Raw genomic sequence first — 12,203 nt, forward strand, 5'->3', positions numbered from 1 at the left:
CGCACCGGTCAGCGTCCCGGAGCGGGCAGCGGGCAGCGCGGTGACCAGTGTCTACGACCAGTGGAAGAGGATCAGTGAGTGCAGCGCACCTGACCCACAGCGTGCTCGACAGGGCCGGCTTCGAGGCCATCGCCGCGGCCCACCCCGAGGTGGTGATCCCCATCGAGCAGACTCCCGACTGGGTGGAGTTCGAGCAGGCACTCGGACGCGCCGCGCTCGGGATCTGGGTGTATGCGGACGCCGATGGTTCCGTGGTCGCGACCGCGAGCTTCGTCCGGGTGACGCGGCGGCTCCGCGACTCGGTCGTGGTGGTCAACGGGCCCGTCTGGTTCGGCGAGCGGACGCCCGCGGCGGAACGCGCACTTTTGGAGACGGTCCGCCTGCAGTTCCGCGAGGATCCCTCCGTCGATCCCCTCTACGTGCGCATGCAGGTCGCCACGCTCCAACCTCCCGCGACGGGGCCCATCGAGCACGGCTGGTACGAACGGGAGATCGTGGTCGACCTCACGATGTCCGAGGCGGCGCTCCTGAAGAGCTTCCGTCCCAATGCACGCAACAGCATCCGCCGGGCGCAGCGCGACGGAGTCGAGGTGCGGCATATACCGCGGGAGGAATGGGTCTCCGTGTTCACCTCGGAGCTCTTCCCGATCATGCGGGAGACCGCTGAGCGTGACGGCTTCCAGTCCTTCGACTCCTCCTACTACGAGACGCTCCTGACGGTCCTCGGTGATCGACTGCGGATGCTCGTCGCCTACCGTGACGGACAGCCGCTCAGCTGGCTCATCACCACGGAGTACCGCGGGTACGCGGTCTACTACTTCGCCGGCAGCACCCGGGAGGCGCGCCGCGTCTTCGCCCCGTACCTGCTGCTCTGGGAAGCGTTCCGGGTGCTCCGGTCCGCAGGCAACACCGCGTGCGGACTGACGGGTATCGTCAGCGAGAACTACCCGGGACTGGCCAACGTGACCACGTTCAAGCGCAACTTCTCCCGGAACGTGGTGGTGGTCCCCACCACGTACGACATCCCGCTGGACCGGGCACGCTACACGGCCGTGGCATCGCTCCTGCAGGCCCGCCGCGCGGGCACGGCACTGGCGGGATCGGCGCGACGGCGCGCCTCCTCCGTGGTGGGCCGGCTCCGGCACGGACGCGGACCCGAGGGTGGGACGTGATGGATGTAGAGGTGGTCGGTGCCGGCCCGAACGGTCTCGCCGCGGCCGTGGTGATGGCCCGCGCAGGGTTGAGCGTGCGGGTGCACGAGGCTGCTCCGACGATCGGCGGGGGGTCGCGGTCGGTCGAACTGATGGAGCAGGGCCACCTGCACGATGTCTGTTCCGCGGTCCACCCCATGGCGCTCGCGTCGCCCTTCTTCCAGGACTTCGAGATCTCGCGTCGTATCGGGTTCGCCATCCCGGAGGTCTCCTTCGCGCACCCGCTAGACGGTGGCCGGGCCGGCGTCGCCCACCGCAGCATGGACCGCACCGTGGCAGGGCTCGGCGTCGACGGCGAGGCCTACCGCCGCCTCCTCGAGCCCCTGAGTGATCGGGCCGCGGAGATCCTCGGCTTCACCCTCGACCACGTGGTGCGCGTCCCTCGCCACCCCGGGGCGGTGGTGCGGTTCGGGCTCGCCGTGCTCGATCAGGGTCTGCCCTGGTGGAACAGGCGGTTCACCACCGACGAGGCCGCGGCGCTCGTCACAGGGGTGATGGCCCACCCCGTCGGGACACTCCCCTCGTTGGCCGGGGCGGGCGCCGGCCTGGTGCTGAATCTCCTTGCGCACACCACGGGCTGGCCGATCCCGGTCGGAGGCTCGCAGTCCATCGTGGACGCCCTGGCGCTCGACCTCCGGCAGCACGGCGGGCAGATCGTCACCGACAGCCGCATCAGTACCCTCGCCGAGGTCTCGGACGCCCGCGCGGTCCTCCTCGACGTCGCACCCAGGACCTTCAGCGCCATGTCCCGCGGACGACTGCCCGCGACCTACGAGAAGGCACTCTCGGCGTTCAGGTACGGGAACGCGGCGTGCAAGGTGGACTTCGTCCTCTCCGGTCCCGTGCCGTGGACGCACCCCGAGCTGCACCGGGCCGGGACGGCGCACCTGGGCGGTACGCGCGAGGAGATCGCCGCCGGCGAGCAGCAGGTCAACCGGGGTGAGCACCCGGAGAGCCCCTACGTGCTGCTCTCCCAACCCTCCACCTTCGACCCGACCCGCGCGCCCGAGGGACGCCACACCCTGTGGACCTACTGCCATGTGCCGCGCGGCTCCACCCGGGACATGGCGGAGGCCGTGACCGCGCAGATTGAGCGCTTCGCTCCCGGCTTCCGTGACGTCGTCGTGCGCACCCGGACGACGACGGCGACCGAGCTGGAGGCGTACAACGCCAATTACGTGGGCGGGGACTTCAGCAGCGGAGCGGTCAATCTGCGGCAGATCGTCGCCCGGCCCGTGCCGTCCCTGCAGCCCTGGGCCACTCCGCTCGAGGGTGTCTATCTCTGCTCGCAGTCCACGCCCCCGGGTCCCGGTGTGCACGGCATGGCGGGCCTCAACGCCGCACGCCTCGCCCTGCGACGCGAGTTCGGACTGCCGGTGCCCGCGCTGGGTCTCTAGCTCGCGCACGCCCCCGCCGCACGCCGCCGTCGGGCGCTGCTCCGGGGACCTCCGGGAACACGCGGGGCGAAGTGCGGCGATGCGATCCGTGGGCGCGCCGACATCTGGCAATGTGTAAACCATGACCTCCGAACCAGCCGCGCGTGTTGCACTCATCATCGAAGACGACGCCGATGTGCGCCAGCTCCTCGTCATGACCCTGGGCATGAACGGTTTCACCACGATCGAGGCCGGGAGCGGGCGGGAGGGCGTTGCCCTCGTCCGTGAACGCCGCCCGGATCTCGTGACCCTCGACCTGAACCTGCCGGACATCGACGGCGTGGAGGTGTGCCGCCAGATCCGTCCGCTGACCGATGCGTACATCATCATGATCACGGCACGCCAGGACGAGATCGACCGCCTGATCGGCCTCGAGATCGGCGCCGACGACTTCGTGGTGAAGCCCTTCAGCCCGCGCGAGGTGGGCGCCCGCGTGAACGCGATGTTCCGGCGACCGAGGAATGCGGGCAGTGCCGAGCCGCAGCGGGCCGGATCGGACACCGCACCGGCCGGGTCGGATGCCGCACCGGCCGGGAGCCCGGAGGTCGGGGCGACCCCGGCGTCGGAGTCCGTCGAGGGACTGCTGGTCCACGGGCCGATCGAGATCGACACGGAGGGCCGGATCGCCATGCTCGACGGGGCCGAGCTTCCGCTGACGCGCATCGAGTTCGATCTGCTGGCCACGCTCGTCTCTGGCCCGCGGAGGGTCTGGCAGCGCGAGACGCTGCTGGCGAGGATCTGGGGCGACGGATGGGTGAACGACCAGCACCTGGTGGAGGTCCACATCCGCAACCTGCGCAAGAAGCTGAACGAGGACACCAAGGCGCCCCGGTTCATCCGCACGGTGCGGGGCGTCGGTTACCGGATGATCCCGCCGAGCGCCGCCTGATACTCGGAGCCGAGGATCCGCAGCCGGTCGATCAGGGCCTCGTGCCGGTCCGGCTCGCCGACGAGTTCCAGGGCCGAGGAGGAGGCCTCCTCGAGCCGGCGGGCGCCCACCATCGAGGCGCTGACATTGAGGCTGAGCAGGGCCACCACGGCGGCGTCGCCGTCCCGTGCGCCGAACGCCGCGTCGATGGCGTCGATCCGCTGCGGGAGCATGTCCACGAACATCCCGGCGAACTGCAGTGCTCCGGCCTGGTTCGACAGTTCCGCCCCGAGATCGTCGAGCGTCTGCCGGTCGAGCACGGGGAGCAGCGAGATGTCCTCGGCGGTGTGGGCGCCCGGGGCGGGGGTGCCGGTCGCGCCGGCGGCGTCGTCGGCGTCGTCCTTGGGCCGGGACCAGATCATGAGCAGTAGACCTCCGACGAGGACGGCAGGGACCCCGTAGACGAGGAGCTGGCTGACAACGGGCGTACGGAGGGCCCGGATGATGGAGCCGACCTCGGGGATGACCGCTCTGGCCTCATACACGTGGTCCCCCTCGAGGGTGGCGGTCCAGGGGTCGACGGAGTCGTTGGCGTCACCCTTGGTGCGGACGGCGGTGGTGCCGTCCGTCCCCCTGATGACCTCGACCACCCGGTGTGTCTCGACCCGGTGGTCCTCCACGGGGATGTGGTAGCTGATGACATCGCCCACCGCGATGCCGCTCACGGGCTGCAGGGTGGTGACGACGACGTCGCCGGGCATGATCTCCGGGGCCATGCTCCCGGTGAGCATCGTGGCGGTCTGGTAGCCGAGGAAGCGGGGGCCGATGGCGAAGAACAGGACGGCGGCGATCGCCGTGATCATGAGCAGCGTTCCCAGCAGGCTCGCGAGGCGCTGGCCGAGGGACGGCCGGTCGGTGGCGACGACAGTCTCCGCCGGTGCGATCCGGCGTCCGGCGGGCCGGAGCGTGGCCCGTGATGCGGGGCTGATGGACGGGAGGTCGATCGTCGTCACGCGTGGCTCCTTCTGGTGGTTCCCCGGATCCGGTCGGTGACCGGTCGAGGTTGCCCGCCTGCCCGGTGGACGGACCGGAACGGGTGGGCAACCTCGGGAGTGCTGGACTCCTGGTATCCACTGTGCTGCTCGGGACTAAAGGCAGCGTGCCGGAAGGGCGAAAGAAAACCGAAGAAAGAGCGAAGAGTGAGTTCGCGGGGGGCTTCGTCCCCAGTGCCCGACGGTCATCGGTGGGATCGAGCGGTCGGGCCCGTTGGTCCCCCGTCGTTGTTCCCACCGCCCGACGGCGATGGGTGGGAGCGAGCGGTCCGGCCCCTTGGTCGCCGTCGTTGACCAGTGGGATGGAGCAAGGGCCGACGCCGGAAGAAGGCCCGATGCCTCTTCTCGACGCCGAGTAGGCGCTCAGGGCGGGTCGCGGCGCGGAAGAGTACTGAATCCCCTGGGCCGTTGCGTTCGTTCCCAGTGGCCGACGGCAGCCAGTGGGAGCGAGCGGTCGGGCCCCTTGGTCGCCGTCGTCGGTCCCAGTGCCCGACGGCGATCGGTGGGAACGAGCGGTCGATCCCACTCACCGCCGTTGACCAGTGGGAGGGAGCGGTCCGGCACGCCGATTCTGGCGTTCCTTCCCAGTGCCCGACGGCGATCACTGGGAGCAAGGACCCTGCCCGCGCTGGCCGTCGCGTTCGTCCCCACTGCACGATGGCGATCACTGGGATCGAGGACTCGGTGCCAGCGACCGTCGAGAACGAGGGCCCCGCTGCTGCCTGCGGTCGTCCGTTCTACTGTGCGGCAGGCTTTGTGCCGAGAAGGATGTTCGCACCCCAGGCCAGGGCTGTCATGGCGACGACGGCAGCGGCCATGGTGAGGAAGTGGACCGGGGTGTGCAGAATACCGAGACTCACGATCAGCGTCGTCGCTCCCGCCGGTGGGTGCGGAAGGCGGAGCATCGTGAGCGCCAGGGTGGTGGCGGCCACGGATACCGCCCCCGCCAGGACGTGGGCCGCCGTGAGCCCTCCGACCGGCGCCGCCTGCAGACCGTCGATGCCGAACGCATAGAAGCAGGCGATACCGGCCGCCAGACCGACGCCATGTCCCACGAGGGTGTTGAGCGGTCGGGACGACGGCTGGTCGGGGGATTCGAAGAACAGCATGAGCGTGGGTCCGAGGCTCGGAAAGAGCCACGGCATGTGGGTGAGCAGCCCGATGAGCCCGACTGCGGACAGCGTGAGCAGGCTCAGGGCAGCCGCATACACGCCGGCGCCCATGGTTCCGAAGGCGTTGCGCAGCCGATCGAGGACGGGCGTCCCGGAGGTCACCGTGCCACGAGCAGGGCCTGGGGGGCGGCCTGCTTGGTCCGTGTCCGGATCCACCGAGCCTGGAGCTCGGTATCCGGGGCGCAGCTCGAGACGATACCGCCCAGCTCGGTGTCCCTGCTGCCGGCAGCCGCCTGGCCCACGAGGGTCCACATGATGTCGATGTGCTGGACGAGCACATAGAGATCCTGCAGATCGAGCAGCAGTCCGAGAGGCCCGGAGCGCACCTCCCGGACGCCGTCCGCCGTCACGCGATGTTCCTCCTCGCCCTCCACCTCCGCGCCGAAGCGTTCGATGACAGGGTGCAGCACCTCGAGATGCCGATCGCACTGCCCGGCCAGGGTATCGAGGATGGTGTGGACGTCGGGTTCGTCCGCGTGTCCCTCGGCGACGGTGCGGAAGGACCGGGCCAGAATCTCCTCTCCTTCCCTCAGCAGTCCGAGGTAGACGGGTAGCTTCATGACGGCTCCTCTCGCGTCGCACGCGCTGGTGGGGTGCTCTCGGGGAAGGACTCGGTGGACTCCCCGGCGCTGCCCCCGACTGTGGCCGGGACGGAGGCGCGCGCCGGTCGGGAAGCGGTGGTGGTCGGCGCAGGGGAGGGACCTGTCCCGCTGCGCAGCTTTTCGACCCGCGCGGCAGCGTTCTTGAAGATCGGCTGCTTGGAGACGGGATCCCACTCGGTCAGGGTGAGTTCATTGGCGGCCTCGTGCGACGGCGCGAAGCGTGCGCCGTCGTCCGCTCCCTCACCTGCGCCGTGGTTCCAGGATCCGTAGTGGAAGGGAGCGAAAACGGTTCCCTCACGCACGTCGCCGACCCGCACGGGGACCTCGAGATACCCCCGTGGAGACCGGACGGAGGCGATGTCGCCCTCGGAGAGTCCCAGGCGCTCGGCATCGGGTACGGACACCTCGATCCACGCTCCCCGAGCCGCATCATCCAGCGGTTTGCTGCGTCCGGTCTTGGTCCGGGTATGGAACTGATAGACGGTCCTCCCCGTGGTGTACCGCAGGGGGTACTCGTCGCTGGGCTCCTCGTGCGGCGGACGGTAGGGCTCGCTCTTGAGCCAGGCCTTGCCCGGCTCCACTGTCGCCCGGTACAGGACAGGGCCGGTGGTGCCGCCCGTCAGCAGATCATGTCCGTAGGACTCGCAGTCGTCCGGGTCGGTCCGGAAGACCCCGTCCGTGTAGAGCCTCGCCGTGCCATCGGGGTGTTCGTCGGTGCACGGCCAGGGGATCCCGCTCCCGCCGCGCAGGCGGTCGTAGCTGAGACCGGTGTAGTCGCACGGCCTACCCCGGGACGCCTCCTGCCAGGCCCGAAAGCCGTCCTCCGGGCCGTCCCAGGTGAGCAGGGGTGTACCCCTGCGCGTACGGAAATCCATGCGGCGGGAGTAGTCGAGAAAGACGTCGAGATCGCTGCGAGCCTCGCCCGGCGGCTCGACGGCCTTGTCCGAGAGGTGCACCGTCCGGTCCACGTTCGTGAACGTCCCGGTCTTTTCACCCCACGCGGCGCACGGAAGGACGACGTCGGCGTACTGGGCGGTCTCGGTCAGATACAGATCCTGCACCACGAGGAAGAGCTCCTCGCGATCGAGGATGCTCCGAATCCGATCGAGTTGCGGCATGGAGACCGCCGGATTCGTGGCGGAGATCCAGAAGAACTCGATGGACCCCTGCTCGACGTACCTGAAGAGTTGCATCGCGTGCGTCGGCGGTGCCCAGTGCGGAATGGTGTCGGTGGGCACGTCCCACAGGTCTGCCAGCTGCTGCACGTGCTGGGGATTCTCCCAGTTCCGGAAGCCGGGAAGATCGCCGTCGGCCCCGCACTCGCGGTTGTTCTGCGCGGTCGGTTGACCGTTCATCTGGAGGATCCCGCTGCCGGGCGAGCCCAGCAGACCGCGCAGCAGGTGGAGATTGTTCACCTGGCAGGCGGAGGCCGTTGCTTGGGCGGACTGGTAGAACCCCTGGAGCACCGTCGAGAGGACACGGTCGCTGGTTCCGAAGATCTCCGCGGCGCGCCGTACGTCCCCGGCGTCGACACCACAGGTCTCCGCAACGGCGTCGGGGGTCCATTCCTCCACTGTGGAGCGCAGCTGTTCGATGTTCATCGTGTGATCGGTGATGTACTGCTCGTCGATCCACCCGTGGTGGAGCAGTTCACGGACCAGTCCGTTCAGCAGGGCGAGGTTCGTCCCCGGTCGTACCGGGAGGTGTACCTCGGCGGCCAGTGCCACCTCGGTCTCGCGTGGGTCGACGCAGACCAGACGCGGCGGATTGGGTCCTGCCAACCGGTCCAGGACGCGCATCCACAGCACGGTCTGCGTCTCGGCCATGTTGTGGCCGAAGAGGAACATGGCGTCGCACTCGTCGATATCGGAGTAACTACCCGGCTGGCCGTCGGACCCGAAGCTCTCCTTCATCGCTGCAGCCGCGGTCGCCGTGCACAGACGCGTATTGCCGTCCATGTGAGGTGTGCCGATGCCCGCCTTGCCGATGATGCCGAGCGCGTAGTACTCCTCCAGGAACAACTGGCCCGAGGTGTAGAAGCCGTGACTGAGTGGACCCTTCTCCGCCAGGAGTGTCCTGCTGCGCTCGACGATCCGGGTCATCGCCGTGTCCCAGTCCGTCTCGACCAATCGGCCGTCAACCCGGATGAGCGGGCGGGTCAATCGGTCGCGGTGGTTTACTCCCTGCCAGCTGGCGAAGAGACCTTTCGGGCCGAGGCGGCCGTGATTCACGACGTCGGAGGCACGCCCCCGGATCCCGACCATGCGACTGTCCTTGACGGCGATGTCGCACCCGCAGCCATTGCTGCACAGTACGCAGGCGGACTGGACCCAGCGGTCGACGTCGTTCTCCGAAACGCCGTCCTCGAGTGCCTGGTCCACACGGACGGGCCAGTGCTCTCCCTGGGCGTACGGGGCACGTGTACCCCAGATATCAGCGATGCGGTCAACCACGGTGCCTCCCGGTCGTGTCGGTCTGTGACTACCGGATCGACGCTACTAGCGCTCGGGGAGCTCCGCCACGATTTTGTCTCGGGCTCTTCTGCTCGATCCCGCTGCTAGTCCCCGACGACGATCGCTGGGAGCGAGCGGTCCGGCCCCTTGCTCCCCGTCGTCGTTCCCACTGGCCGACGGAGAGCGGTGGGAACGAGCGGTCGATCCCACTCACCGCCGTTGACCAGTGGGATGGAGCGGTCCGGAACGCCGATTCTGTCGTCATTCCCAGTGGCCGACGGCGATCGGTGGGATCGAGGACCGTGCCCCTTGGTTCCTGTCGTCGTTCCCAGTGGCCGACGGCGATTGGTGGGATCGAGGACCGTGCCCCTTGGTCGCCGTCGTCGTCCCCAGTGCCGGACGGCGATCGGTGGGAATGAGTGGTCGATCCCACGGATGGCGGTCGAGCAGTGGGATGGAGAGCGAATCACCGTCCGACCGGGATGCTCGGCCCAACGCCCCGCACCGGAGGACGTCCGGGGTGGGACCGGGCGTCCGGAACTAGGCGAGCATGTCCCGGACCAGGGGGATGACCTTCGTGCCGTAGAGCTCGATGCTGCGCATGAGCTTCTCGTGCGGCAGGGGGCCGGCGCTGTACTTCATGTCGAAGCGGTCGATCCCGAGGGTCCTGACCGTCGAGGCGATCTTCGTCGCCACGGTCTCCGGTGAACCGACGTAGAGCGACCCGCTGTCGGCCTCCTGCTCGAACTCGGTACGACTCGTGGGACCCCAGCCGCGCTCGCGACCGAGGCGATCGCGCATGATCCGGTTGTCCGGCCACAGCTCCTCGCGCGCCTGCTCGTCGGTGTCTGCGATGTAGCCGGGCGAGTGGACGCCGATCGGCAGCGTGGGCTGTTCCAACTGTGTGAGTGCCCGGTGGTACAGGTCCACGTAGGGGGCGAAGCGGGCAGGATCCCCGCCGATGATCGCGAGCATCAGCGGCATGCCGTAGCGTGCGGCGCGGACCACGGACTCGGGACTCCCGCCGACGCCGATCCAGGTCTTGATGCGGCCGCTCTCCGTCTTCGGGTACACCTCGTGGGCGTTCAGACCCGGCCTGGTGCTGCCGGACCAGGTGACGGGGCCCTCCTTGAGGAGCTCGGAGAAGAGATCCAGCTTCTCCTCGAAGAGCCGCTCGTAGTCGGAGAGTTCGTAGCCGAAGAGGGGGAAGGACTCCGTGAAGGAACCGCGTCCGAGGATGACCTCCGCGCGACCGTCGGAGACGGCGTCGAGCGTGGCGAAGCGCTGGTAGACCCGCACCGGATCATCGGAGCTGAGCACCGTCACGGCCGAGCCGAGGCGGATGCGCGACGTCTGTCCGGCGATCGCCGCGAGCACGGTCTCGGGTGCCGAGATCGCGAAATCGTCGCGGTGGTGTTCGCCGAGTCCGATGAAGTCGATGCCGACCTGATCGGCGAGCACGGCCTCGGCGACGACGTTGCGGATGACCTGCGGGTAGGGGACGGGGGCGCCGTCCTCCCCTCGCGTGACATCCCCGAAGGTGTCGAGTCCGAACTCCACTTCGTTTGCCATGATGGTGCTCCTTCGCGTTGCGTCCGGCGTATTCCCGGTCCTGGTGGGAGAACGGCCTTCGTCGCACCGTTATTCCATGCATACGTATGGAGTTCGCAGGTGGCTTCGCCCTCGAACCCGCCGTCGTGGCCGCGTGGTCGGGTGGTGCGAACGAGTGCTCGTGCACGGCGCGCCACGGCTCGTCGGTCAACCGCAGCATCGGATCAGACACCTGTCCGTACCAGGTCCGGCGCACACCGGTGCAGGGATGCAATGGAATCGACGTCCCTCGCGAACTCGGTCGTCCTGTGCGCGGGGGAAGCGTGCGCGCCGAGCCACGAACCCCGAGCCACGAACCCACGAGCCACGAACCCCGAGCCACGAACCCACGAGCCACCCGGCCCCCGAGTCCCCCGGCTCCCGGAGCCACGAACCCCCGAGCCACCCGGCACCCGGAGCAACCGGCCCGGAGTCACCGGCCCCTGATCTGCTCGGCCTCCGCGGCGCGGTCGGCGCGAGCGATGCTCGCCGGGTCCGAGAGATCGACGCCGGCCCTCACCGCCGCTGCGCGGGCTGCAGGGCTCGACAGATCCGGCGGGACGAACTCCTCGGCCCGGATCCGCCGGTCGACGTCGGCGTAGGCCGCCTGCTGCTCGGACAGCATCGGTACGAACTGTTCCGTCGACCACAGCATCTCCTCGGTGACCGCCACGCGGCTCCCCGTCAGCGCGGCGGACACCAGCGGCATGTACCCCAGGGCGTGTCCGGCCCGGTTGGGGTGGTACGAGTCCGAGACCGGGTGGGAGAGCCCGTTCAGCCATTCGACGTCGTCGCACACGGCATGGCCGGTGAAGACCACCGTCGGATCGACGAAGACGAAGCCGGCCCGCGCAGCCGCCGCCGCCGTCGTCCGGTTGACCAGGTCCACCGTCGCGTTCAGGCCCGCCTGGTCCCGGGGGGAGAACCAGGTGCCGGCGTTGCAGTCCTCACCGTTGAAGAGGCGCGGGTAGCCGACGATCGCGACCGCCGCCTGCGGTGCCCGGACGCGCACCTGTCCGTAGAGCGAGTCGAGGCGACCAGGGAGCGCGCCCCTGATCAGGGCCCGCGTGCGGTCGATCGCCGCGGAGCAGTTGCCCAGCCACGCCGGCTGGGCACATTCGCTCAGGACCGACACGAATGCGACATCGTTCCCGCCGACACTCAGGGAGACGTACGAGGTGGCGGGCGTGAGGGCGTCGAGCTGGAGCGCGGCGACATCCGCGACCGTGGCTCCCGAACAGGCCCGGAGATTCAGGGCGAGCCCCGTCGCGCGCGCGATCAGGGAGGGGAAGGCGTAGGCGGAGCGCCGGCAGTCCGTCCCGTCGGGAAGGTAGGTGCGCGTGCCGGTACCCGCGGAGTAGGAGTCGCCGAGGGCCACGTAGGACGCCCCCGCGACGTCGGGTGGCGCGGGAAGCCCGACGGCGGCCGGCAGGACGAGCGCGGCACGGGCCGTCCGGGAGCGGGAAGCCGTCATCGGTACTCCAGCTGGTCGGGATGATGGGTCCACGCTAGCCGCAGGCCGCCGTCGGGGCTTTGCCTCTCCCCGGCACCGCGCGGTACGCTGTAGTCAGGATCACATCCAGCGATCCCTCAACTGAATACGCCTTCGATCCGCAGCGGGAGAGTTCTGCTGTCGACCACAGACCGGCAGGCGCCGTAGGAGCAACTCCTCCCCAGGAATCTCTCAGGCCCAGTACCGTCGCGGATAGGCAACTCTGGAAAGCGGTGGCGGACGTGGTCCCCCACCCACCGACGGTGCAAGCAGGATGTCCTGCGAAAACTCTCAGGTTCCCTACAGAGCGGGGAGGAACCCGACCAG

9 protein-coding genes and 1 riboswitch are annotated in these 12,203 nt (G+C 69.2%); of the genes, 3 read left to right on the forward strand and 6 right to left on the reverse strand.

Annotated features, from left to right (window positions below; all coding sequences use genetic code 11):
• Positions 1–74 precede the first annotated feature (74 nt).
• The 3 genes from Q0747_RS04545 (at position 75) to Q0747_RS04555 (ending at position 3,536) form a co-directional block, all read left to right on the forward strand.
• Positions 75–1,172, forward strand: a complete 1,098-nt coding sequence (locus Q0747_RS04545; protein WP_298252052.1) for a peptidoglycan bridge formation glycyltransferase FemA/FemB family protein — start codon at positions 75–77, stop codon at positions 1,170–1,172.
• Positions 1,169–2,608: an NAD(P)/FAD-dependent oxidoreductase gene (locus Q0747_RS04550; protein WP_298252053.1), complete on the forward strand. Its 1,440-nt coding sequence runs from the start codon at positions 1,169–1,171 to the stop codon at positions 2,606–2,608. Before Q0747_RS04545 ends, Q0747_RS04550 begins: the two co-directional genes overlap by 4 nt.
• Before the next feature lie 121 nt (positions 2,609–2,729).
• Positions 2,730–3,536: a response regulator transcription factor gene (locus Q0747_RS04555; RefSeq protein WP_298252054.1), complete on the forward strand. Its 807-nt coding sequence runs from the start codon at positions 2,730–2,732 to the stop codon at positions 3,534–3,536.
• Here Q0747_RS04555 and Q0747_RS04560 read toward each other — a convergent pair.
• The 6 genes from Q0747_RS04560 to Q0747_RS04585 all read right to left on the reverse strand — a co-directional run bounded on the left by Q0747_RS04560 (position 3,506) and on the right by Q0747_RS04585 (position 11,858).
• Positions 3,506–4,528, reverse strand: a complete 1,023-nt coding sequence (locus Q0747_RS04560) for a signal peptidase I (RefSeq protein WP_298252055.1) — start codon at positions 4,526–4,528, stop codon at positions 3,506–3,508. The genes Q0747_RS04555 and Q0747_RS04560 overlap by 31 nt on opposite strands.
• Before the next feature lie 776 nt (positions 4,529–5,304).
• Positions 5,305–5,841 carry an HPP family protein gene (locus tag Q0747_RS04565; protein WP_298252056.1) on the reverse strand — a complete coding sequence of 179 codons (537 nt, stop codon included), beginning with the start codon at positions 5,839–5,841 and terminating at the stop codon, positions 5,305–5,307.
• On the reverse strand, positions 5,838–6,299 hold the full coding sequence (locus Q0747_RS04570; protein WP_298252057.1) for a hypothetical protein: 462 nt from the start codon (positions 6,297–6,299) through the stop codon (positions 5,838–5,840). Before Q0747_RS04570 ends, Q0747_RS04565 begins: the two co-directional genes overlap by 4 nt.
• Entirely contained in the window at positions 6,296–8,794 is a 2,499-nt protein-coding gene (locus tag Q0747_RS04575; protein ID WP_298252058.1) for a molybdopterin oxidoreductase family protein, read from the reverse strand. The genes Q0747_RS04570 and Q0747_RS04575 overlap by 4 nt, the downstream gene beginning before the upstream one ends.
• A 540-nt stretch (positions 8,795–9,334) precedes the next feature.
• The gene (locus Q0747_RS04580; RefSeq protein ID WP_298252059.1) at positions 9,335–10,366 is read right to left on the reverse strand and encodes an LLM class flavin-dependent oxidoreductase; all 1,032 of its coding nucleotides are present in this window, start codon (positions 10,364–10,366) and stop codon (positions 9,335–9,337) included.
• Positions 10,367–10,817: 451 nt separating this feature from the next.
• Positions 10,818–11,858 (reverse strand): SGNH/GDSL hydrolase family protein, encoded by a 1,041-nt coding sequence (locus tag Q0747_RS04585; RefSeq protein WP_298252060.1) that lies wholly within the window; start codon positions 11,856–11,858, stop codon positions 10,818–10,820.
• A gap of 133 nt (positions 11,859–11,991) precedes the next feature.
• Positions 11,992–12,093, forward strand: a riboswitch (glycine riboswitch).
• The last annotated feature ends 110 nt before the right edge of the window (positions 12,094–12,203 follow it).

The organism is uncultured Arthrobacter sp. (genome assembly GCF_947493765.1).
Classification (GTDB): domain Bacteria; phylum Actinomycetota; class Actinomycetes; order Actinomycetales; family Micrococcaceae; genus Arthrobacter_D.

What these genes read in the sequence shown, in the direction of transcription:
- Q0747_RS04555 (WP_298252054.1), top strand. Translation starts at nt 2,730, where the DNA reads ATGACCTCCGAACCAGCCGCGCGTGTTGCACTCATCATCGAAGACGAC.
- Q0747_RS04570 (WP_298252057.1), bottom strand. Translation starts at nt 6,299, where the DNA reads ATGAAGCTACCCGTCTACCTCGGACTGCTGAGGGAAGGAGAGGAGATT.
- Q0747_RS04580 (WP_298252059.1), bottom strand. Translation starts at nt 10,366, where the DNA reads ATGGCAAACGAAGTGGAGTTCGGACTCGACACCTTCGGGGATGTCACG.
- Q0747_RS04585 (WP_298252060.1), bottom strand. Translation starts at nt 11,858, where the DNA reads ATGACGGCTTCCCGCTCCCGGACGGCCCGTGCCGCGCTCGTCCTGCCG.